Genomic DNA, 23,754 nt, shown 5'->3' with positions numbered 1-23,754 from the left:
GATGGTAATTATTGCAGTCACCTTCGCCATTGGTTTCTGCACCTCATTTTTAGTTTTTTCCGATGCCTTAGCTGAGAATTCTCCACTACTAACATTAAGCTTAAGTTGTGCTATACTTATCTTAATAGTAGCTCGTATCGTATTAAAAGTATTGAGAAGCAATAATAGATAAAATAAAAGCCCGGCAATTGCCAGGCTTCTAATATCTATTAGCGAACTTGTTCGCGTTCTGGTGTCTTGTATATCTTACACGTTGAAACGGAAGTGCATAATGTCGCCATCCTGCACCACATATTCTTTACCTTCAACACTCATTTTACCGGCTTCTTTACAAGCTAATTCAGAGCCTAACTCCACAAATGTATCGTACTTGATAACTTCGGCACGGATAAAGCCTTTCTCAAAATCGGTGTGAATAACACCAGCGGCTTGTGGTGCGCAAAAGCCTTTGTGGAAAGTCCAGGCGCGTACTTCTTTAACACCAGCTGTAAAATAGGTTTGCAAGTTCAATAGCTTGTAGGCCGAACGAATCAACTTGGATACACCTGATTCCTTCAGTCCCATATCTTCCAAAAACTCCTGACGCTCTTCGAAAGTCTCCAGCTCAGCAATCTCCGACTCGGTTTTAGCAGCAATGATTAATATCTCAGCGTTTTCATCCTTTACAGCTTCACGTACAGCTTCAACGTGCTGGTTACCATCTACCACCGATGATTCATCCACATTACATACGTACATCACCGGCTTATTGGTCAATAAGTACAGGTCCTTCGTTACTTTCTGCTCATGCTCTGTTAATTCTACTGTACGGGCCGATTTGCCGTTCTCAAAGGCTTCCTTGTAACGGTATAGTACTTCAACCAGCTTCTTGGCATCCTGATCCTTCGATGCTTTAGCTGCTTTTTCAGTTTTCTGAAGGCGTGCTTCAACGGTCTCCAAATCTTTGAATTGCAACTCCAGGTCAATGATTTCTTTGTCTCTTACCGGATCAATAGAGCCGTCAACGTGCGTTACATTATCATCGTCAAAGCAGCGCAATACATGGATGATAGCATCTGTTTCGCGAATGTTGGCCAGGAACTTATTACCTAAACCTTCACCCTTGCTGGCACCTTTTACCAAACCGGCAATATCAACAATCTCTACGGTGGTAGGCACCACACGCTGTGGCTTCACCAGCTCTTCCAGCTTCACCAATCGCTCATCGGGTACGGTGATAACGCCCACATTGGGCTCGATGGTACAAAAAGGGAAGTTTGCCGACTGTGCTTTTGCATTCGACAAGCAATTAAATAAGGTTGATTTTCCAACGTTGGGCAGGCCAACGATTCCGCACTGTAATGCCATTATATTCTGTCTTAATTATTTACTCTATTGTGTATAGTTTTTATACAGGCTGCAAAAGTAGTGGTTTTTTTTAAAAAGTATGAAGATATAAGTAGTGAGTATCAAGATGATTAACATCTTCTAACTAAAAAGGATCGCATCTTTATTTCCATTATGGTTATAAAGATGCGATCCTTAATACAGTAGCTAACAGCCAGAAGCTGAAAGTTATTTTAATTACTCACCAAACTCGCCAAACTCACCGTTCTGAAGAAAATCAACACTCTTCTCAATCTCTTTGTACATGATTTTGTCCTCTTTCACGAAGCCAACGTACTCGCGGTATTGAGCCAGAAAGTCTTCCAGGAATGGCGATGTCTTAGCCGGACGACGGAAGTCCATGGCCTGAGAAGCATTAAACAGCTCAATGGCCAGCACACGCTCCACATTATCGGCAATCTTAAGTGCTTTAGTGGCGGCATTACCTCCCATACTCACGTGGTCTTCCTGCTCGTTCGACGATGGAATGCTATCCACCGATGAAGGTGTTGCCATCTGCTTGTTCAGACTCACGATGGAAGCGGCTGCGTATTGCGGAATCATAAATCCACTGTTCAAGCCCGGGTTGGCCACCAGGAATTCAGGCAAACCACGCTCACCCGAAATTAAGCGATAGGTACGACGCTCAGAGATACTGCCAATTTCACTCATGGCAATTGACAGAAAGTCCATGGCCAATGCCAGTGGCTCGCCGTGGAAGTTACCACCCGACACAATCATATCATCTTCGGGGAATACCATTGGGTTATCGGTCACCGAGTTAATTTCGGTAAGCACCACGTTGGCCACATAGTTAATGGCGTCTTTAATGGCACCATGTACCTGTGGTACACAACGGAATGAATAGGGGTCCTGTACGTGCTTCTTCTCGCGAGTGATCAGCTCACTGCCTTCCAGCAGGGCTTTGATGTTGCGGGCTGTTTCAATCTGTCCCGGGTGAGGGCGCACCGCATGCAGCTGCGGGAAGAAAGGCTCGATACGGCCGTCAAAGGCATCCAATGAGGTAGCCGCCACAATGTCGGCGTATTTCGACAGGCGGAAGGCCTTAAGCAGCGTATATACAGCATGTGAGCTCATGAATTGCGTACCATTCAACAGGGCCAAACCTTCTTTGGCGCCCAGCTTAATTGGCTCCCAGTTGTTTTCGGCCAATACGTCGGCTGCAGTGCGTAACTCGCCTTTGTAATGCACTTCGCCTTCGCCAATAAGCGGCAGGAATAAGTGCGCTAAAGGTGCCAGGTCGCCTGAAGCACCCAACGAGCCTTGTTCGAAAACGATGGGGTACACGCCGTTGTTGAAAAAGTCGCACAGGCGTTGCACGGTTTGTAGCTGAACGCCTGAGTTGCCAATACTCAAAGCATGAATCTTCAGCATCAGCATCAGCTTAACCACATCGCGTGGCACTTCTCGGCCAATACCACAGGCATGGCTCTTCACCAGGTTCTCCTGTAACTTACTCAGGTCGTCCGAAGAAATGGAGATATTACATAAGGAACCAAAACCGGTATTGATACCATATACCGGGCCATCGTTGTTGGCCACTTTATTGTCGAGGTACTGCTTACAATGCTCAATGCGCTGCACCGATTCTTCCGACAATGCCAGGTGATAACCTTCTTTAAGTATGGTTTCAATGATTTCGAATGAAAGAGGTGCTGGTGATATTTCAAATGTCTTTTGCATGGTGTTTTTTAGCTTGTAGCTGCTGGCTTATAGCTGATAGCCATTTACAGCCTGGTTATTTTAATTGGATGATTCCCCCATTGCCCTTCAGGTATTTGCTATTGGCTGGCGTGGATTTGTAATCCGAGCCAGGACTTTCCTGTTTTGTTTCTTATTGTCCCTTGGGGATTGGATTTAGGCTGAATGTAATCAATGATTTGGCAGCAATTATTACCCCAAACCCCTAAAGGGGCTTATCCTGCGCGCTGTTCCCTTTAGGGAATACAAGGGTGAGCGTGTGGAATGCAGCTATTTTGATAGCATTGCATCATAACAAAACAGGCAGCGCCTGCTCAGGGGCAGCGGATATCGCCACCAAAGGAGATGAAAAGATGTGTTCTGTTCTTAAGAATTCGGCCCATAAAAAGCGGGGTAGACAATTTGATGCCTACCCCGCAAACATAGATAAATTCTTTATTAAATACTGATGACTTTGATCAATTCGTCAACGGTAAGTTGGCTCTGTTCGCCGCTCTCCATATTCTTGACTGTTAAAGTATTAGCCTTTCTTTCTTCTTCGCCGGCCAGCAATACAAACGGAATTTCCTTTTTGTTGGCGTAATTCATCTGCTTTTTCATCTTCACTGCGTCGGGAAACAGCTCGGCATTGATGCCTGCTTTGCGCACCTCATTGAGTATTTGCAGGGCATATAATTCATCTTCGCCACCGAAGTTAACAAACATGGCCCGTGTTTTAGCGCCATCGGCTTTTGGGAACAGCTCCAGCTGGTTCATCACATCGTAAATGCGGTCGGCACCAAAGGAGATACCCACACCCGACACATCTTTCAGACCGAAGATGCCGGTCAGGTCGTCGTAGCGGCCACCGCCGGTAATACTGCCAATGGCTACATCCTTGGCTTTTACCTCGAAGATGGCGCCGGTGTAATAGTTAAGGCCGCGGGCCAGTGTCAGGTCCAGCTCTACCTCCAAATCCAGCTTCAGCACATCCAGGTAGTTAAGCACCACCTCCAGTTCGTCAACGCCTTTCAAGCCAATTTCTGAAGTGGCCAGCACCTCGCGCAGCCTGGTCACCTTCTCGCGGTTAGTGCCGCTCAGCATAATAATGGGCTGTATGGTGTCAATGGCCTCGGCCGACAGTCCTTTCGATGCCAGCTCTTCGTTCACCTTATCCAGTCCTATCTTATCCAGCTTGTCGATGGCCACGGTAATATCCACAATCTTATCCGATGCGTCAATAATTTCGGCAATGCCCGAAAGTATTTTGCGGTTGTTGAGTTTCAGCACCACATTAATATTCAACAGACGATACACCTCGTCAACTATCTGAATCAGCTCCACCTCGTTGAGCAGCGAGTTACTACCCACCACATCCACATCGCACTGGAAAAACTCGCGGTAACGGCCTTTCTGTGGGCGATCGGCGCGCCATACCGGTTGTATCTGGTAGCGCTTGAATGGAAAGCTGATCTCGTTTTGGTGCTGCACCACAAAGCGGGCAAAGGGCACCGTTAAATCGTAGCGTAAGCCTTTTTCGCAAATAATTGGAGTCATTATGTTGGAAACTCTTGTTCCAAACTTTTCTGAGAGTTCTTTATTTTTCTTTCCTTCAGCTCGATAAACTTCAAATTCATTTTTATCAGCTAAATCATCTAGTTTATCCGTGTATTCTAATTCTTGCAAGAATTTCGATGAATAATCGCCCGAATTCAAAATTTTAAATAAGAGCTTATCGCCTTCTTCACCGTATTTGCCAAGCAGGGTGCTCAGGTTTTCCATGGCTGGCGTTTCAATCGGCAAATAGCCATACTTCTGAAACACGCTTTTAACCGTATCAAAAATGTAATTGCGTTTCACCATCTCCACGGGTGAAAAGTCCCTGGTTCCCTTTGGAATGCTTGGTTTTTGAGCCATATCTAATTATTGTTTTGCTATTCGTATTAAGTGGGTTTGAATAAACCCGGGCAAAGATACTAAAAAGAGTAGAGAGTGCGCAGTTTACTGCCTGGTGATTAGTGCGCGGTGTAGGGTTTGGGGTTTCGGGTCACGAGTTCAAGGTATAGGGTGCAATTGAAAAAAAACCTTAAAATGATGGTATTAACCACAAAATAACTAGCTGTTGATATGATGGTAAACTAAGTATAAAGTAGCTTTTGGTTTACATGCATATTTAATATAGATTTGATAGGCTTTATATTATACCAATATCGTACGATATAAAGCGTATTACGTATATCGACTAGTTGGTGTTAATATGAAGAGCAGGATTAAGAAGTTTACCTAATTAAAAAATGGATTTAGAAAAGTACTTAGAAACAATTGATTGGTGTTCATTCTGGAATAGTCAATTGACAAGTCTACCTTTATTTCTACTAGGCCTAATTTTATCTATTTGGTTAATACCCAAAATTACAATTTCAAAAATTAAGGTTGACAATAAAGAATACAGCAAAAGAAAAATCAATTTTGTTATAACAAGTTTATGTGAAGTAATTAATCGAATTACAAGAGAATATGAAATACAAGGAATTGGGATTAGCATTTGCTCTAAGACTTCAGACAAAGAGGTTAAGAAATTTGTTGCAATACTTCAACCAAATATTCTTGTTAGCCCGACCAAAGAATTGTTTGATGTCAATTTTCTAACCAAACTTCAGAACTCAGAACCTGAAGATAAATATGTAAGGTTAACAAAAGAAATCAAACGGCTAGAATATTTCTTAACTCGATTGGAGAAGGTAGTTGGTTTTCATTCATTACACCTTGAAGACAAAATAATTCAGGAAATTGGAGTTTTATGTCTTGATATAATTGACTTAAAAAAGACCTTTGAAGAAAACAAAATATTCGAGGAACTTAATACCAAACGTACTTTCGTTTACGGAATTAGTGAACTTCTTAACGTATACAGGAAAATAATTAAACTTCTGGACATAGTTATTAAGGAGAAACATTTAATAATAGAAAATACTAACACCAACAATGGCTAATAAAGCATAAGTGAGTTCGACTAATTTTGGAAGGCTCCTAGCTTCGGCAAACAGCGCCAAATCGTTGATTTGGCTTTTGAAATGAAAAGATAAAAACAAATGCAACGCTTTGGCTTTGCTAAGTTTGAAAGTGAGTACGGTTAAAATCTCACTTACGCTTCATAGCCGCGTCCGTTGTAGTTCATTCCCCAGATGAGCACATCCAGATTAGATAGAGATTAAGATATCTAATCTTTTAAGCTGATTAATTACTGTTGTGAACGATAAGTTTTAAAACATTGATAAATAGTAATTTATGATTTTATAAATTTACCCTTAGTCATATTTTAATAAAACGTAATGAATAAACTATCATATATAATATTGCTGAGTATTTTACCTCTTTTTAATTCTTGCAATTCACATGAGAAAGAAATTACTAAGAATGAAAGAATATCAATTTTCGAACAAGTTTGGAGCGTTGTAAATGAACATTTTTATGACCCAAATTTCAATGGAATTGATTGGAATCAAAAGCACTATGAATACAAAGCAAAAATTGAAAATTGTAATAAAACAGACAGTCTTTTCCATTTACTAAATAAAATGCTATTTGAACTTAATAGTTCTCATTGTGGCGTTGGACTATTATCTGAATTGGATAAAGCAGTTTCTCCATACATTTTTAGTTCTGGCGAAATAGGAATTGATATCCGAATTATTGAAAATCAGATTGTAATTACTAAAGTCATAAAGAACTCCACAGCAGATAATGCTAATATTAAGGCTGGTTACATAATCGAAAAATTTGATGGCTTAACATTATCGGAAATTGAGAAGCTTGTAAAATATAAACCACCATTTAATGACAGAAATAAAAATTTTCATCTTACAGCGGAAGTATTAAGGCACATCTACGGACAGTCAGGTACAAATATTGAAATAGTCTTTGGGGATGAGAATAATAAATCTCATTCTAAGGTATTAAAACGGAAAGAACGACTAAATGGAACATCATTAGGTGGAGGAATGCCTCTTGCTCACCTAAATTCACAAAGTTTTTTTATTTCAGAAGACATTGCTTACTTAACTTTTAATGCTTTTAATCCTGCTGATTTAGAACACGTATTAAATGATTTACAAAAAGTAAATAAATCAAAGGGCTTAATCATTGATTTAAGAGGAAATGACGGTGGTTCAATTGAAGGAATGAAATTGTTGCTCGGAAGATTTGTTTCAGAAAGGAAAAAATACGGAACTTATATCAACAGGAACGAAAGAAATGAAGATTATATTGAGCCTATTGGTGCTAATTATCAAGGTAAAGTTGTTTTGTTAGTTGATGAAATGAGTATTTCAGGTGCGGAAAATATGGCAGGAATAATTCAATATTTAGGAATTGGAAAAATTATTGGAAATCAAACTCCTGGTCAGATGTTATGGGGCAACGGATACTTAATAAACGACAGTATTGCTTTAGCAATTCCAATTTACAAACTTGAATATCCAAATGGATTCAATCCTGAAAACAATGGAATTATACCCGATATTGAAATAGAACTGAATCGAGAAGGTTTGCTAAAAGGCAAGGACACTCAACTCGAAAAAGCGATAGACTATTTAAATAAACAAATATGAACAATAATTCATTACAAACATTTGTTGACGAAGCACCCGAAGTGCAAAAAGCGTATGCAGAATTTATCAAATCACTGATTGCAGACAAAGGCTTAGACAATAAAACTAAGCAACTGATTTATATAGGAATGAAAATGATAGCAGATGATGAAAGAGCGGTTAAAATGCACGTCTTAATGGCGAAAAATACAGGAGCAACAAGAGACGAAGTAAAGACAACAGTCCTTTTAGGATTATCTGTAATTGGAATGAAAGCAGTATCTAAATATTTACCCTTGGTTTTGGAAAGTTTTGATGAAAATTAGCTTGAATATATATGTTAACACCGCTATCGCGCGAATCCTTCCGCGTGATATTTTAAACAACAAACCACACGAGAGGACTCGTACGGCAGCCTGGGGGAAATCAGTCACGCTTCGTAGTATCATCCGTTGTAAGCAAGCTTAAAATCGTACCATAAAAATGAAAATCATTCAGAAATTATTAGTTAGTTCATTCATGGTAATATCCATGTCAACCTTGATTATTAATGATATTGAAGCACAATCTATAGACTTCGAAATTATCGGATCTGGAAATAATGGAAAGAAATATGAAAGCATTGAAATTATTGAGAATAAATATGATTTCGAAAAAAAATGGAAAGGAATAAAACCATCACCCGTCATTGATTTTAATAAAGAGTGCGTTATTGCAATTTATAGAGGACAATGCAGTTCTGGCGGACATGGAATTCGAATTAAAAAGGTTTATGAAGACAGAGGGCATATAACAATTGAAATGGTTTATAGAAATCCTGGTGTTAGCTGCCGTAAAACATGGGCACTAACAAATCCGTTTATACTCATAAGGTTAAAGAATAAAGATTTAAATATTGAATTTGAAAAAACCATAGAGATTTATGAGTGTAATTATAATTAAAGAAAGCCTGCTTACAATATGCCGCCATAGCTCATAGCCTTGCCGTTGGCGCTAATGCAATGATGAAAAAGACAAGAGAAACATATGAAGAAAGAGCACAGAAACTAGCATTAGCTGTAGAAATCGCTCAGGAAATTATAAACACTTCTTCAAAACTGACTGACATAGATAAGAAAGAATACCTCAAACTTGGACAGTTAGTAAAAGGATATGCATTAAATCCAAGGAAAGGATTCAAACGAATGGATAGCTTAAAATATCTGGAAAGTGACTATTTTGTTCATTGGAATGAAATAGAAAATCCAGAAGGACACAGATTTTGGACTGAATTATTTAAAAAAGGACTTTATCGGGAAAGGCGGAATATTATTGAAAAAGTACTAAAGAGGAATAAAATTAAGAACATCGCAGAGTTTGAATTTATCAATGACACAATCGTTGTTGCAGAACAAACAGGCCATATTACCGAGTCCCAATTTAAACAGCTAAATCAGCTAATGGGGGACTTTGAATTCAATCAGAAAAAGAATAAGCACGAAGCACTATAACGCATAGTCCGGCTCACTTGGGGTAGGCTGATCCCCGCTTCGAAAGTATCGTCCTCTCTCACAGATCATCAGCACCGAAATTCTACTACAGCATCGAGCAGACAACCGTCTGCTTTTTAAACCCGCCACTCAATTTTTATAAAATCCCTTCCCAGCCAATACCCCAACTGTCTCCCCCGCCGTTTTATCCTACTAAGGCGCTACTTACTGCGCTCATCCGCTTCCCAAAGGCTTACGACCGCTTCCCAAAGCCTTCTGACCGCTGCGCAATGGCTCGGGGGCGCCGCTCAGTGCCTCCAGCGGCTGCGCAATGGCTCCAGCCGTCTTCCCGGTGGTTCCAGCCCGGTGCACAGTGGCTCAAAGCGACAACATGGCAGGCAAAAGCGCTTCCCAATGGCTCCAAAGCAGTGCACAATGCTTCCAGCAGCATTATTGATAAATACATATGACAGTTTGGCATTGTTGTCGAAGCTTTTATAAAATATAATAAAAGTTTTGGGAGGTATAAGTAATATTTTTATATTCGTTTAACCTAATGGTGTGCAAATGTTAATGACGTAGTGTGTTAATGTGCATAAATAGAGGGTGGAGAGTGGTGTTTTGCTTGGTGTTGGTTGGCTTATGTTGTTCAATATGTATTATAAACCGGTTAAAATAGCTGGCAGTGCTTGCCTCCTGAGGTATGGGCCGCATGCTGTTTTAACACAAATCAAAAACTATGAGTAGATCACAAGAAAGTGTATTGGAAAAGAACAGAGTATTAATCGAAGGTGTGAATGGCAGCACGGCGATAAAGGCCCGCATTGCACCAGTCTACCCTGAGGAACGGCTGGCAACAGGGCCTGTTTTGTACGAAACCGCCAGGATAGCCCTAAATAGCCAGGCGGCCGAGAAGGCTGAGGGCGTTGCTGCCGTTAAAGCCTTTAATACCGCAAAAGATGCGGTGCATGATCATTTTGTGACCACGCGTAACTGGTTGCGCTACTTCTTTAAATCGGACGTGGATATGCAGAATGTGGCGTATCTGAATGAAGAAATCCCAACTAACTATGCTCAGTGGGATAACCTGGTGGAGCGAACGTTTAATGCGCTTAATAGCACCCCGGCGCTTATCGAAAAGTTAGCAGTAGTGGATATAACGCCTGAAAAAGTCGCTGGCTGGCAAGGCGATTTAAAAGCCGTAGGTCAGCTTAAAGTAGTGGCCGAAAAAGAAGATGGAGAAGCGCAGGCAGCTTCGGTGAAAAAGCAGGAGGCCATGGCTGAGTTAGCAGCCTATTGCAGCGATTTGCGCGAGTGCTTAAATCTGTTCTATCAGGGCAGCGAACGACAGGTATTGGAGCAGGTTGGTATTGTAGTTAAATAACGTTTTTTCCCCTTTAAATTTTGGCCCATTAGATAACGTATAAGTGTCTGGTGGGCGTTTTTGTGTAGGTAGGCATATGAGGGGAGCGTGAACCGCTTAGGTCCATGACATTTTTTTTATGAATTGGTCGATGAAGTATCCAATAGCTTTTGGTTTACATACATATTAAGTATAGCTTTGATAGGTTTTGTGTTATGTCGATATGGTGCTATAGAAGGTGTGTTGCGAATATCGACTAGTTAGGGCTAATTTGATATCGCACAATTAAATTTGATCATTAAGAGAATCTTATTTGAAAGGCTTCATAAGTATGCAAAGGTGAATCTCATACTACGATGTATTGATTATTTGCATAAAGTAAACGTATTAGTAACCAACCAAAAAGATTAAAAGCCTTAGTTATATAAATCATACAAGTAGGAACAGAACCAGACTTTATTATTTAAGTATATGAATACAGAACAAACAGAAAACCGCGAAAAGTTCTTAAATGACGAGTATGAAAGACTTAAATCATTAGTTGGAAAGGAAAAGGCGGACAAACACTTTGCTAATGGTAATTATCCTGGTAAAGTAATCAGTGGTGCTATTCTTGATAAAGCTATAAAAGACTTATATAACGCAATTCCGACATGGTTAAAAATAATTGTGTTTCTGATTATAGTCTTTGTTCTTGCATCAATTATTAACGCAATATTGGCTGAATTATAATGTATTTCCATAAGGAAAATTTAAAAAGAAAAATTGAGCTGATTAGTCATATCAAAAATGAAAGTTAGTTGCTAATAATGACTTATAATGCAAAAGTGAGCCAACTATTTTTGTAAAGTCTGTAGCTTCGGCAATCAACGATAAATTACTGATTTGACTTTAAAAATGAGAAGTTAAAAAACAAATACAGTGCGTTGGCTCTGCTCAATAAAGTATGTATGTTTAAATTTCTTTACACTCCTTACGACAGGCAGTAAGCAATTAAAAATTTACAGTTCAATATTATGACCAAGAAAAATACAAAACGAATTCTGAGGATAGCGCTTATCGTCGCATCGATATCCTCCTTGTACTTTGTTCCATGGCTATTGGTAAAGGCGTGGATACTGCCGCTGCCCAATACAGTTCAGGAGCAGTTGGATGAGGCCATTGGTCATGGATTTGACGGAATGATTGTGTATATACACCAGGCAGGCCAGCCGCCTCAGTATTATGCTGCCGGCTGGCACAATCGGGAACTGAAGATACCAGCCAATCCGCATGCATTATTTAAAATTGCCAGCATCAGCAAGCTGTACGATGCGGTGGCTGTTACCAAATTGGTAAATGATGGACGACTTTCGCTGGATAAAACCATCGCGGATTATTTACCGGAGCTTGTGGGACATATCGAAAACGCCGAAACCATTACTTTGAGGTTGGTGATTCAGCATCGAAGTGGCATCCCTAATTTTACAGATGCACCGAATTTTTGGGCCGCTCCAACCAGATCCTACGAAGAGAGTCTGGCATTGATTCTGGACGAGCCAGCCAACTTTGAACCAGGTGAAGACTATGAATATTGCAATACGAATTATCTTTTAATTAATAAGATAATGGATGATGTGCTGGGTTATGATAACTTTCAATTCATACAGGAACAAATTTTAATGCCGTTAAATCTAAACAACACCTTTGGTTCTCTGAGCGATGTGGATATGGACAATGTGATGAGTGGCTACCATGTGGGGCACCCTCACGATTTAAAGGCCGACGAGCATGGTATGCTGGCCACAGCCGAAGATGTGGGTGTATTTCTGAGGGCACTGAACGATGGAACCTTATTTGAGCCGGGGGAGCAGGAAATTTATGCTTCCATTTATGAGTATGAACATGGTGGTTGGGTGCCGGGATACCAGAGTTTTGCAAACTACCACAATGATATTGATGCCGTTGTTGTGGCATTCTACAACACAACCGACTCAAAACTGTACAATTGGAACTTGTCAGAAATCGTAAATAGCAGAATCGTTAAAATCCTGAAGAGGCAAAAAAGCTCATAGCCAGACGGAGTATCCGTATAAGTGCCACAGGAAAAGACCTTTGAAAACTCTTGCAAATGCTACTTATCAAAGGCACAAAAAAACCTTTTCCAAAGCACTGAGCTCCGGAAAAGGTGAAGAGATTGGGATCTCTTATTTAGCATTTACCTGAGTGCATACTTGCCTAGAAACGCATGGATAAACCTACCTGAAAACCATTATTGTTCAGTCCGTTGTTAATGTCGGTTAGGCCCCATGTGTGCTTAGCTTCCACCGCCACAAACAGGATGTTAAAACCGGCTCCCACATAGGCTGGAATGTCAAACCATTTGGCACTACTATCAAACGGATAACCTTTTTCGGCCACCTTTACGTTAAAGCCCGAACCTCCCAATGCGTATAGCGGACCTACTTTTACCTTCAGTGCCAGTGGTACACCAATGTAGTTGAGGGTGTAATCGCCATTATCAAGCTTTGAGGCGCCAAATTGAGAATACTCCAACCCAGTATTAACATGCAGAAAAGGAAACACCTTGGTATCTTTATAGGCACCAAGGTAGAAACCCGATTTCGAACTGCCTACCTTATCGCCATCTTGCGTTAAATACGAAGTTTGATATCCACCGCGTATGCCAAACTTTTTATCTTGGGCCATTCCTACAAAGGCCAGGTTACTTGCTACAAGCAGGCTTAGAATCATCATTGCTTTTTTCATATGATACTATCATTAATGTGTGAGGCCTCATTAAGCAATCTTTGTTCCATTTATTGACAAAAAATGCCAAGGGATGTTATAGTATCTTTAATGTTAAGTTAAGAGGTTGATTAACTGAATGAAGGTGCAGGCTGATTTATTGGCGATTTCTGAAACAATGTGCCCGCTGTTTTTGTCAATATAACACGAAATAATATTCATATTAAAACCAGAAAAATGTCAAACGAAGTAACTGTATTAGATGCCATGAAAAAGGCCGATAAACCTGTTCGCACAGGCGATATTGTTGATTTATCGGGCTTGGATAGAAAAGAAGTGGAGAAAGCGATGAAGCAATTGAAGGCCGAAAATAAAATTGTGTCGCCCAAGCGCTGTTTTTGGGAGCCGGCCAAGTAGTACCAGGTAGTAAGGCTTAAACAGGTGTTGAGGTGCTTGTCTTAAGTGCTTCAGCACCTGTGTTGTGTATGATGAGTATGCCTGCTAAATGGATTGCAGCAAGGCCTTATTGAGTTCTTCGCCAGGTTGCAGGCCAAGTTTTTTGCGAATGCGTTTTCGGGCAGCAAATACACCCTCTGTAGTGATATTAAGCTCTTTGGCAATGGCTTTGCTGCTATAGTTTTTTAGGAGGTAATGGCATACTTTAATATCGTTATTGCTGAGGCTGGGGTATGCTTTTGCCAAAAGCAGACTCGTTTCCCGAAGGCTTATTTCTCTGTTTTTGCTGCGCTCAGCCTCCAGTTCACGCTGCAATACAATTATATTCTGTTGCAAACAGATCTTCTCAATGTCTACTTCTTCGCGTATTTCCACCACATGACCCACTAAATACTTTTGCCCTTTAATGGTTTGGTGATGTGTATGTAGCTTGCAGGCGAAAAGCTCACCATCGCTGCGACGGTTAACGTGCGTTTTGTAACTGCTGATATTCAGGTGTTCCGCGGTCATCAGTTCTGGATAAAACTGATTGAAATCATTGGGCATCAGATCTCTCAGGTTAAGTTTTTTAAAGCTCTGGAGGGATGGGTATCTGTATAATTCAAGCGCTTCCTTATTGCCGGCCAGTATCTGGCCATCGAGACTTGCTACTACAAGTGCCTCTCGGTCTGTTATTTGATTGATTGATACACCTTGGAATATCATAAGTATTGAGGTATCTGGTTTACGACAATAATAACAAAAAGGTCAAATGTACCATAATCCTACCAGTACTTTTTTTCATCGGGCAGAGAACTCACGATACATTTGCAATAGTTAATCCTTTATGGTTTCCCGATTCAAACATTCTAGCTAGCTCTCTCAATCCCTATGAGAGAGTAGCTTTTTTTGTTTTATCCAACAGGTGGTTCAGATAATTGGCCGACTCTGGTATCATGCCTTCGGCAGGCGCCCAGGGGGCAAAGTGTTTATCATCGTCAGGGGAGTATGGCCCATCTTTCACTTCATATACGCAAGTGTTGGCTTCCAGTGCAACAATCGTGTGGTAGGTGCCAGGTGGTATTTCAATACCATAAATACCCTTGCTGTGATCCAGTGTGCAATGTTCTTCAATATGACCGTCCTTATCAAAAAGGATGACCAGAAGGCGTCCGCTGAGTATAATAAAAGCTTCGCGTTTATCGGGCGATTCGTGCTTGTGTGGCTGAACATAACTACCTGGGTTAAGCACGTTCAGCATCCGTTGCAAAGGATCATCTGGTGTTGGATGAAAATTGTAATTCATCCTTTTACGTACCGAATTTACAGCTTTGGCACTTAGGGTATTTAGCAGCTTCTTGTCAATAATCATTATTGGTGTATTTATGAGTCGTTGCCTGTAAAAATACAACAGTTTATCAACTAATTCACTTCATTAGTCATTAGGTCGTTAACTTTTAGCAGTTAACTCGTACAAGCAATCAAGGTATGAATAGTTGAAGAGAAATGGGTAATACAATACTGATAGTTGACGACTCACGTTTGGAAATCGAATTGCTTAGTACTATAATGACTAAGCATGAGCCCTTCCGTAACATTGTTATTGCTAACAATGGAGAAGAGGCTTGCCGGCAGGCTGTGCGCCACCAGCCAGATTTAATATTGCTGGATTGGGAAATGCCTGGCATGAGTGGCTTTGAAGTATTGAAAGTGTTAAAGAAGAATGAGCTAACCAAAGATTTGCCGGTTATTTTGGTATCCGGCGTTTCGTTTACCGATAAAATCGCAGAAGCCTTTGCTGCAGGAGCCTCTGATTTTATACAAAAACCAGTACATGAGGAGGAGTTGCTGGCTCGTTCAGAAGCTGTATTAAGGAATTATACCACTTATAAATCATTAAAGGATCAAACTAACCAGTTAACGCTGGCCAATCATAAGAATGAGCGCATCTTAAGATCGATTTTACCATTGCCCATATTGATGCAGATAAAAGAATATGGTTCAATACCTCCAAAGCGCTATAAAGACTGCGTGGCCATATTTGTTGATATGGTTGATTTTACCACTAAAACCGGAAAAATGTCGCCGGCTGTGTTGCTAAGGGAGTTGCACGAGTTGTTTAATGGTTTCGATTCGGTTATTGATCAGCACTTCTGCACCCGCATTAAAACTGTGGGTGATGCCTATATAGCTGTTTGTGGTATGTTTTATACACCGGATAAAATAGAGATTGAGGCCGCATCGGCTGCCGTTAAAATCAGGGAGTATGTTATTGAACGTAACAAAACCAGCGAGGTGCAATGGGAGATTAAAATAGGGCTATATGATGGCGATATCATTGGCAGTTCAGTGAGCCCCAGTAACCTTAATTTTGATATTTTTGGCGAGACGGTTAATATGGCTTCCCGCTTTCAGACCATGTGTGAGCCCATGCAGATTAATGTGTCCGAAAGCTTGAGTAAGCCGTTATCGGAGGCTTATAAGCTGGTGACGCGTGTGCCCCGCAAGGTAAAAGGTAAAGGGGTGATGCCAATGTATTATATTCACCGGCCCCTTGCTGAAGTAAAAAAAGAGGAGGCCTTTCTGATGCCGGCCCCCTCAATGCAGTAAGTCAAGATATACAACTTAAGCAGTTTCTTAATCTACTTAATCAGTTTTTTATAACGAATGCGCTGTGGTGTTGTATCGCCAAGACGACGCTTTTTGTTTTCTTCATACTCGGTGTAAGAGCCTTCAAAGAAGTAAACCTTTGATTCGCCTTCGAAAGCCAGAATATGTGTAGCTACACGGTCGAGGAACCAACGGTCGTGTGAGATGACAACGGCACATCCGGCAAAATCTTCCAGGCCTTCTTCCAGTGCACGAAGCGTGTTCACATCAATGTCGTTGGTAGGCTCATCCAGCAGCAGCACGTTGCCTTCTTCTTTCAGCGCCATGGCCAGATGCAGGCGGTTACGCTCACCACCCGACAGTACCTCGCATTTCTTCTGTTGATCGTTGCCAGCAAAGTTAAAGCGCGACAGGTAGGCGCGGGCATTTATCTCCTTGTTGCCCATGCGCAATAGCTCGTCACCTTGCGAAACAACTTCATAAACAGTTTTACCCGGGATGATATCATCGTGCGACTGGTCCACATAGGATACTTTAACCGTTTCACCTACTTCAAACGTACCCGCATCGGCTTTCTCCAAGCCCATAATCAGGCGGAAGAGTGTAGTTTTACCAGCTCCGTTAGGGCCAATCACTCCCACAATACCGTTCTTTGGCAGGGTGAACTCCAGGTTTTCAAACAGGAGTTTTTCGTCAAACCCCTTGGCTACACCGTGGGCTTCAATCACTTTATCTCCCAGTCGCGGACCATTGGGGATAAAAATTTCCAACTTCTCTTCCTTCTCCTTCACATCCTCTTTCATCAGGCTGTCGTAGGCATTCAGGCGGGCCTTGTTTTTCGCATGACGTGCTTTGGGTGCCATACGCACCCATTCCAGCTCACGCTCCAGCGTTTTACGACGTTTCGAAGCTTGTTTCTCTTCGTTAGCCATACGTTTGGTTTTCTGGTCGAGCCACGATGAGTAGTTGCCTTCCCATGGAATACCCTCGCCACGATCCAGCTCCAGAATCCAGCCAGCCACATTATCAAGGAAGTAGCGGTCGTGGGTAATACCAATCACTGTTCCTTTATACTGCTGCAGGTGTTGCTCCAGCCATTGCACCGATTCGGCATCCAGGTGGTTGGTAGGCTCATCCAGCAGCAGGATGTCCGGCTCTTGCAGCAACAGACGACAAAGTGCTACACGGCGCCTCTCACCACCTGATAGTACTTTAATGGATTGGTCTTCGGGCGGACAGCGTAATGCGTCCATAGCGCGGTTAAGCTTGGTGTCCAGGTTCCAGGCATCGTGTTGGTCAATGAGTTCCTGCAGCTTGGCCTGCTCATCCATCAGAGCCTGCATCTTATCCGGATCTTCCAGCACTTCAGGATCGGCAAATTTTTCGTTCACCGCTTCATAGGCTTTTAGTGTGTCAACTACTTCCTGTACACCTTCTTCCACTACCTGGCGTACGGTTTTATTTTCATCCAGCTGTGGTTCCTGCTCCAGGTAGCCAACAGAATAACCGGGTGAGAAAACCACATCGCCCTGGTAGTTTTTTTCTACTCCGGCAATAATCTTTAACAGCGTTGATTTACCGGAACCGTTCAACCCGATGATGCCGATTTTAGCACCATAGAAAAACGACAGGTAGATGTTATTCAGTACTTTTTTTTGTGGAGGAAAGGTTTTGCTCACCCCAACCATACTGAATATGATTTTTTTATCGTCAGACATGATTATATAATTTTCGTTTGAAGTGCAAAGGTAGCAAATGTATGGCAGTTGTCTAGTAGTGAATTTGTCTATTTGAGAGTGGTTAATATTATCGTTTTTTTCTTGGTTGTGGATTATTGATTTTTCACACAAAGGTTACCTAATCAATTATATGAAAAACCGTATGATGTTGACATTAAAGAAAATTGGTGATATTTTACGTCATCTGAATGATTCAGAAAGCATAATTAGCTTAAGGTCTATTTCAATCTAGTTCATGTGGTTAGTAAAGTAATAGGCTTTCGTTAAGAGAATGACCGTTAGGAAAGAGTTGTAGATTTATGTAAAGTATTGGTCGATGGCCTGTTATTAACTGGTTAAAAACATCCGGTTAATAAAAATGGGTTAATAGTTAAAAATACCTGGAATGCTTATTAAACAACTCGACATGATTAGACAGCCATTCAGAACGCTTAGCCTGTTGCTACTTATGTTTGTTAGTAGTTATGTGCATGGAATTGAATCCAGCTCAGACTCTGATTCGTTAAAAGTTGATGGTAAACAGAAAAACTTATCCATTATTCCTCTCCCTGTTGTGGCTTATAACCCTTCCAATGGCTTGATGCTGGGTTTGGCTCCTGGTGCCAACTGGTTTATGGGAGATAGAGCCAATACCAGTATTTCCTCAGGATTAGGGACGGCTATTTATACCACCAATAAACAGCTTATTTTAACAGCCAAAACAAACGTTTTTTTAAGTGGAGATAAGTGGAATTTATTGGGAGATATCCGTTATTTTATTACGTCTCAGCCTACATATGGGCTTGGTACGGGCCCAAATTCTAATAAAATTGCCAGTACTGGTATTGAGCTTGAAGATGGTACCTATAGTGAGCCTATAAAAAGCAGTCAAATGATGGAGTTCCGTTTCTTTCGCTTTCACGAGACAGTTTTAAAACGGCATCACATGACCCGATTTTTTTATGGATTGGGCTACCATTTAGATATTCATTCAGCTATAACTGATAATTTACTGGATGAAACAGCGGATCCTCCTGTTTACACAAGTCATTATTTATATCAGAGGGCTATAGGAATGCCGCTTGATAACTATACCACTTCGGGTGTGTCAGTCAACTTTTTGTACGATAGTCGCGATAACTCAATTAATCCGTATTCAGGTAGATATGCCTTTGTGAATTTGAGAGTAAATCCAGAGTTTTTAGGGAGCGATAAGTCTTCCAGTATATTGTGGTTGGAATACCGTGATTACGTTCATTTCGACAGCAAGAGGCCACGGCACTTATTGGGTTTCTGGACCTATGGATGGTTTGTAACTTCGGGTGATGTGCCTTACCTCGATCTCCCATCTGTTGGATGGGATCAATTTGGGCGTTCGGGGCGTGCTTATACGCAAGGGCGGTTTAGAGGTGAAGATCTTTGGTATGGCGAAACAGAATACCGTTTTCCTCTTCAGAAGCAAAAAGAGACACTGGGTGCTGTGGTGTTCTTGAATTTAACGGCTGCCAGCAACAGACTCAATGATATTCAACTTTTTGATTATTTAAACTATGCTTTTGGGGCAGGATTGAGAATCATGATAAATAAAAAATCACGCACTAATATTAATCTTGATTATGCCATTGGCCAATATGGCCAACATGGCTTTTATCTTGGTTTGAATGAGGTGTTTTAGCAGAGCTTACTACATAGGTTATGACTCAGGTCTTTCATGTGTTTAATGCGATTTAATTAGCCTCAATTAAAATGATATGAGACCTTGCGACCAGATTCTGACAATGCAACTTACTAATAAACACAAATTAATAACTAATATTTATCATATGTGTCGAATGAGGAATTATTTTATAATACTAATGTTTAGCCTAACTTATTTAGGTTGCAACAGTAAGGGAAGCAATTCAATCAATAGAGTCGATTATGATATCGAAGTTGGTGAATTATTTCAGGTTGAATTAAACGCAAACCGCACAACTGGATATTCATGGAAATGGATGAATTCAGAATCCATATCAATTGTTGACTCCATTGACTTGAGTTACAAACCGGACACTTCTGCTCTTGTTGGTAGTGGTGGTGCAGAGATTTGGATATTTAAAGGCATGAAGCCAGGAATCGACTCTTTGAAGTTTGAATATTCTAGACCTTGGGAGCAGAATTCAGTGTCTAAGTCAAAGGTTGTAACTATTAGGGTTAAATAATCTGAAACTAATGAATAGACAACCAATGGTTAGCGGAGTTTCTATTCGGTATTGACTGAGGTGTCTATGCAGAGCTAATACTCTACAATATCATTAATATACTTTTTTACAAACCTAATTTTTAATAATGATGAAAACAAAAGTAACAATTGCAATGCTCGTTTTTTTAATGATAGCTATTAGCGCCCTGCAGACCGATGCCTGTACGGGCTTGAGGCTAATTGCTGCTGATGATGGAGTGGTAATTGGCAGAACACTTGAGTTTGGTGTTGATCCTCAATCTGAAATTCTTGTTATTCCAGCGGGTAAGCAAATTACCAGTTCGCTCCCTGATGCTAAAAAAGGAATTACCTATACAGCAAAGTATGGGATTGTTGGAGCCAACGGCTTTGGCTTTGATATTCATGCTGATGGTGTTAATGAAGCGGGCTTGTATGTTGGGGCATTTTATTTTCCGGGTTATGCCAGTTATAATCAGCCAGATCCAGAGAAGTACAATGTTTCTATGGCAGCCGAAGACTATGGAACCTGGCTATTGGCTAATTTTGCATCGATAGAGGAAGTAAAAGCCAATTTTGACCGTGTATTTCTGGTTGAAAATCCTCTCGAGGCTATTGGTAATATCAGTTTCCCGGCTCACTATGTAGTTCATGATAAGACTGGTGCATGTGTTGTTATTGAGCCTTTGAATAAAAGGTTGGTTATTTATGATAATCCATTGGGTGTATTTACCAACTCGCCGACTTTTGACTGGCATCTTACAAACTTAAATAATTACATCAATCTCTCTGTTGTTAATGTTGAGCCCATTGAATTAGCAGGTCAAAAGCTAAAAGCATTTGGCGAAGGCAGTGGTTTAAGGGGATTGCCTGGCGATGGCACCCCTCCTTCGCGTTTTGTTCGTGCTGCTGTTTATTCACAATCAGCTGTTAAGCAAGAAACAGCTGAATTAACTGTACCTCAGGTTTTTCATTTGATGAATAATTTTGATATCCCTGTTGGTTCGGTACGTGATGTTGTGAAAACACAAGATGGAACTATGGTTTTTAATGAAATAACATCATGGACAACAGTAGCAGACCTTAAAAATCTTACATATTCATTTAAGACATATGCAGGTCAGCAAATCTGTCAGATTGATATACGAAAGACACTAAAAAGTGCTAACGGTCAAATGCGCCATATTACGATGGATGGTGGATTTGTTATGAAAGATGTTAGTAACAACTTTAAAAATTAGGTTTCAATGAGATTTAAAATTAAATTCTTAAGTTTTGCAATTGCGTATCTATTCATTACAGTTAACCTATGGGGTCAAGGTATTACGCTTCAGGATATTGTTAATGAAACAGCACCATTGCCTAATATTGTTATCTATACAGCTAAAGAAGTAGTAACCCTCAATCCTGATAATCCTAAGGCTACGGCAGTGGCTGTTGTAGGAGATAAAATACTTGCCGTTGGTTCACTGGAAGCATTAAAAGCTGCAGCAGGAGACCAGCCATTTGCTGTTGACAATACCTTTATCGATAAAGTTGTTGTTCCGGGTCTGATAGCACAACACGACCATCCTCTATTAAGCAGTCTGGCAATGATGTCTGAGATTATTGCTATTGAAGACTGGGTGTTGCCAAATAAAACATCATTGGCAGCCAATAACCAACAGGAATACCGGCAGCGCCTGAAAGATGCAGAAAAGCAGTTGGAAACAAAGGATGAATTGCTGTTTACATGGGGCTATCACCCTTCTTTTCACGGTCCAATAAACCGAGCCGTTCTTGATAAACTAAGTACAACTCGCCCAATTATTATCTGGCATCGATCATGTCATGAATTTACACTTAATTCAAATGCCTTAAAGCTTTTAGGCATTGATGAGGCTTTTGTAAATGATTTTTCAAATACGGCTAAGCAGCAGTCAAATCTTTCTGATGGTCATTTTTGGGAGCAAGGTATGTTTGGAATTATTCCCAAAATAGTGCCTTATTTGGCTACCCCTGAAAGATTGCAGAAAGGGCTTGAGCTTACCCAGAAGTTCTACCATTCGAATGGAGTAACCATGGCTTGTGAGCCAGGAGGTTTATACTCCGAGAAACTCCAGGAGGCTGAAAATGCAGTTTTATCAAAATCATCCAGTCCTTTCCGTTTTTACTTTATACCTGATGGGAAATCGGTCTATAGTCTTTATCCTCAAAAAGCAATTCTGGAAACAGAAAAAACCTTGGAATGGTGCCATGGAATGACCACAATGTTACCTAATAAAATAAAACTATTTGCCGATGGCGCTATTTACTCATTAGCCATTCAGCTGCGCGAGCCATATATAAATGGTGATTTTAAAGGTGAGTGGATTATGGATCCTGAATTGTTTGCCAAGGCTTTTAAATTATATTGGGATGCCAAATACCAGATTCATGTTCATGTTAATGGTGATGCAGGATTAGATATGCTGTTAAACAATTTGGAAGTGAATATGAGGCGTAATCCTCGTTATGATCATCGCATGGTTGTTGTTCACTTTGCGGTTTCAGGCAAAGATCAGGTGAAACGCATTAAACGTTTGGGGGCCATTGTTAGTGGTAATCCATACTATGTTACCGCCTTGGCAGATATGTATAGCAAAGAAGGTCTGGGGCCTGAGAGAGCTGATGAAATGGTGCGGATAGCGGATGTGGAGAAAGCTGGTATTCCTTTTTCTTTTCATTCAGATATGCCTATGGCACCTGGACAGCCCTTATTCTTAATGGATTGTGCAGTGAATCGTATAACAAAGTCGGGTAGGGTTGCAGGTGAAGACCAAAGAGTTAGTCGCGAAGGAGCTTTAAGGGCAGTTACCATTGAAGCAGCTTACTCATTAGGTTTGGAGAAAGAAGTTGGCAGTATTGAAGCAGGTAAGTTAGCCAATTTTACCATATTAAGTGAAAATCCGGTTACATGTAAAGCTTCTGAAATCAAGAACGTCGCAGTGTGGGGTACTATTCATGAAGGGAGGTTACTTCCTGTAGAGCATACTAATGCTACTTTGGTGTCAAGCGGGCCCAAGCTAAATATAAACTCCTACGCTGTGATGCTTCAACATGAAGAGTCTCATGAACATAGTCATGAGCATGATGGTGACAACTGCGTGTGTACCTTGAATCGTGCTTATTCACAAGCTCTTGCTAAAGAGTTGGATAATTGATATTCAATTAATGAATAAGACATTATAAGTAAGTGAGGATATTTCTGCTCTTGCTAATAAACATCCAGCTTTTAAGAGATTATTGCAGGAGGTGAGTGGTTTAGTTTTGGAATGCTTATAAGTAACGCGGAAAAACAAAAAAAGGAGAAGCAATAATTGCTTCTCCTTTGAAAGTGGGCGATGAGGGAGTCGAATCCCCGACCCTCCCGTGCCAAGCAACGGGATGCTCTCAACCAACAGTTCTAATCGCCATTTATAAGTTTGATAATGCGGGCTCTGCTTTTCCACATCTTGACCTGCTTTTCTCGGTCAAACGCTTCTTTTTTAGTGGTAAACTGTTCGGAGTAGGCTACTCTCCAATCATTTGTTTGTCCCGTATAGCCAATGTGCTTCAT

The 23,754-nt window shown here is 40.8% G+C and carries 21 protein-coding genes; 14 read left to right on the top strand and 7 right to left on the bottom strand.

Features of this window, described 5'->3' with window-relative positions; translation table 11 throughout:
- Positions 1 to 246 precede the first annotated feature (246 nt).
- The 3 genes from ychF to hisS all read right to left on the bottom strand — a co-directional run bounded on the left by ychF (position 247) and on the right by hisS (position 4,983).
- Positions 247 to 1,347, bottom strand: coding sequence for a redox-regulated ATPase YchF (gene ychF, locus KDU71_RS12700; protein WP_212191456.1), 1,101 nt, complete (start codon positions 1,345 to 1,347; stop codon positions 247 to 249).
- A 216-nt stretch (positions 1,348 to 1,563) separates the two neighbouring features.
- Positions 1,564 to 3,069: a histidine ammonia-lyase gene (gene hutH, locus KDU71_RS12695; RefSeq protein WP_212191455.1), complete on the bottom strand. Its 1,506-nt coding sequence runs from the start codon at positions 3,067 to 3,069 to the stop codon at positions 1,564 to 1,566.
- A gap of 456 nt (positions 3,070 to 3,525) precedes the next feature.
- Entirely contained in the window at positions 3,526 to 4,983 is a 1,458-nt protein-coding gene (hisS, locus tag KDU71_RS12690; RefSeq protein ID WP_212191454.1) for a histidine--tRNA ligase, read from the bottom strand.
- A gap of 377 nt (positions 4,984 to 5,360) precedes the next feature.
- Between hisS and KDU71_RS12685 the strand changes: the two genes are divergently transcribed.
- The 8 genes from KDU71_RS12685 to KDU71_RS12650 all read left to right on the top strand — a co-directional run bounded on the left by KDU71_RS12685 (position 5,361) and on the right by KDU71_RS12650 (position 12,541).
- The gene (locus KDU71_RS12685; protein WP_212191453.1) at positions 5,361 to 6,059 is read left to right on the top strand and encodes a hypothetical protein; all 699 of its coding nucleotides are present in this window, start codon (positions 5,361 to 5,363) and stop codon (positions 6,057 to 6,059) included.
- A 339-nt stretch (positions 6,060 to 6,398) separates the two neighbouring features.
- Positions 6,399 to 7,676 carry a S41 family peptidase gene (locus KDU71_RS12680; protein WP_212191452.1) on the top strand — a complete coding sequence of 426 codons (1,278 nt, stop codon included), beginning with the start codon at positions 6,399 to 6,401 and terminating at the stop codon, positions 7,674 to 7,676.
- Positions 7,673 to 7,981: a carboxymuconolactone decarboxylase family protein gene (locus tag KDU71_RS12675; protein ID WP_212191451.1), complete on the top strand. Its 309-nt coding sequence runs from the start codon at positions 7,673 to 7,675 to the stop codon at positions 7,979 to 7,981. Before KDU71_RS12680 ends, KDU71_RS12675 begins: the two co-directional genes overlap by 4 nt.
- A 157-nt stretch (positions 7,982 to 8,138) precedes the next feature.
- Positions 8,139 to 8,597 (top strand): protease complex subunit PrcB family protein, encoded by a 459-nt coding sequence (locus KDU71_RS12670; RefSeq protein ID WP_212191450.1) that lies wholly within the window; start codon positions 8,139 to 8,141, stop codon positions 8,595 to 8,597.
- 59 nt (positions 8,598 to 8,656) lie between these two features.
- A complete protein-coding gene (locus tag KDU71_RS12665; RefSeq protein ID WP_212191449.1) occupies positions 8,657 to 9,145 on the top strand; it encodes a hypothetical protein in 489 nt (162 codons plus the stop codon).
- Between the two features lie 718 nt (positions 9,146 to 9,863).
- Entirely contained in the window at positions 9,864 to 10,508 is a 645-nt protein-coding gene (locus tag KDU71_RS12660; RefSeq protein ID WP_212191448.1) for a hypothetical protein, read from the top strand.
- Positions 10,509 to 10,958: 450 nt separating this feature from the next.
- Positions 10,959 to 11,219, top strand: a complete 261-nt coding sequence (locus tag KDU71_RS12655) for a hypothetical protein (RefSeq protein ID WP_212191447.1) — start codon at positions 10,959 to 10,961, stop codon at positions 11,217 to 11,219.
- A gap of 284 nt (positions 11,220 to 11,503) precedes the next feature.
- Entirely contained in the window at positions 11,504 to 12,541 is a 1,038-nt protein-coding gene (locus KDU71_RS12650) for a serine hydrolase domain-containing protein (RefSeq protein ID WP_212191446.1), read from the top strand.
- A 163-nt stretch (positions 12,542 to 12,704) separates the two neighbouring features.
- On the opposite strand, the gene KDU71_RS12645 is transcribed toward KDU71_RS12650, so the two are convergent.
- A complete protein-coding gene (locus tag KDU71_RS12645) occupies positions 12,705 to 13,235 on the bottom strand; it encodes an outer membrane beta-barrel protein (RefSeq protein ID WP_212191445.1) in 531 nt (176 codons plus the stop codon).
- 216 nt (positions 13,236 to 13,451) lie between these two features.
- Here KDU71_RS12645 and KDU71_RS12640 point away from each other — a divergent pair, with 216 nt between their 5' ends.
- The gene (locus KDU71_RS12640) at positions 13,452 to 13,631 is read left to right on the top strand and encodes a transcriptional regulator (RefSeq protein WP_212191444.1); all 180 of its coding nucleotides are present in this window, start codon (positions 13,452 to 13,454) and stop codon (positions 13,629 to 13,631) included.
- 84 nt (positions 13,632 to 13,715) lie between these two features.
- Here the strand turns inward: KDU71_RS12640 and KDU71_RS12635 are convergent, their stop codons facing one another.
- Together KDU71_RS12635 and KDU71_RS12630 are read right to left on the bottom strand one after the other, a co-directional pair.
- On the bottom strand, positions 13,716 to 14,375 hold the full coding sequence (locus tag KDU71_RS12635) for a helix-turn-helix transcriptional regulator (RefSeq protein WP_212191443.1): 660 nt from the start codon (positions 14,373 to 14,375) through the stop codon (positions 13,716 to 13,718).
- A 163-nt stretch (positions 14,376 to 14,538) separates the two neighbouring features.
- Positions 14,539 to 15,021 carry a WbuC family cupin fold metalloprotein gene (locus KDU71_RS12630; RefSeq protein ID WP_244828479.1) on the bottom strand — a complete coding sequence of 161 codons (483 nt, stop codon included), beginning with the start codon at positions 15,019 to 15,021 and terminating at the stop codon, positions 14,539 to 14,541.
- Between the two features lie 134 nt (positions 15,022 to 15,155).
- Between KDU71_RS12630 and KDU71_RS12625 the strand changes: the two genes are divergently transcribed.
- Positions 15,156 to 16,259, top strand: a complete 1,104-nt coding sequence (locus KDU71_RS12625) for an adenylate/guanylate cyclase domain-containing protein (RefSeq protein ID WP_212191442.1) — start codon at positions 15,156 to 15,158, stop codon at positions 16,257 to 16,259.
- A 32-nt stretch (positions 16,260 to 16,291) separates the two neighbouring features.
- Here KDU71_RS12625 and ettA read toward each other — a convergent pair whose 3' ends face one another.
- Positions 16,292 to 17,977, bottom strand: a complete 1,686-nt coding sequence (ettA, locus tag KDU71_RS12620) for an energy-dependent translational throttle protein EttA (RefSeq protein ID WP_212191441.1) — start codon at positions 17,975 to 17,977, stop codon at positions 16,292 to 16,294.
- A gap of 427 nt (positions 17,978 to 18,404) precedes the next feature.
- Here ettA and KDU71_RS12615 point away from each other — a divergent pair, with 427 nt between their 5' ends.
- The 4 genes from KDU71_RS12615 to KDU71_RS12600 all read left to right on the top strand — a co-directional run bounded on the left by KDU71_RS12615 (position 18,405) and on the right by KDU71_RS12600 (position 23,359).
- Positions 18,405 to 19,652, top strand: coding sequence for a BamA/TamA family outer membrane protein (locus tag KDU71_RS12615; protein WP_212191440.1), 1,248 nt, complete (start codon positions 18,405 to 18,407; stop codon positions 19,650 to 19,652).
- Positions 19,653 to 19,833: 181 nt separating this feature from the next.
- Positions 19,834 to 20,178, top strand: coding sequence for a protease inhibitor I42 family protein (locus KDU71_RS12610; RefSeq protein ID WP_212191439.1), 345 nt, complete (start codon positions 19,834 to 19,836; stop codon positions 20,176 to 20,178).
- 127 nt (positions 20,179 to 20,305) lie between these two features.
- Positions 20,306 to 21,418, top strand: coding sequence for a choloylglycine hydrolase family protein (locus KDU71_RS12605; RefSeq protein ID WP_212191438.1), 1,113 nt, complete (start codon positions 20,306 to 20,308; stop codon positions 21,416 to 21,418).
- A 6-nt stretch (positions 21,419 to 21,424) separates the two neighbouring features.
- The gene (locus KDU71_RS12600) at positions 21,425 to 23,359 is read left to right on the top strand and encodes an amidohydrolase (RefSeq protein ID WP_212191437.1); all 1,935 of its coding nucleotides are present in this window, start codon (positions 21,425 to 21,427) and stop codon (positions 23,357 to 23,359) included.
- The last annotated feature ends 395 nt before the right edge of the window (positions 23,360 to 23,754 follow it).

It is taken from the genome of Carboxylicivirga sediminis, from assembly GCF_018156225.1.
Taxonomy (GTDB): domain Bacteria; phylum Bacteroidota; class Bacteroidia; order Bacteroidales; family Marinilabiliaceae; genus Carboxylicivirga; species Carboxylicivirga sediminis.
Note: the sequence above shows the minus strand (reverse complement) of the source record. Positions and strands in the feature narration are given on the sequence as shown.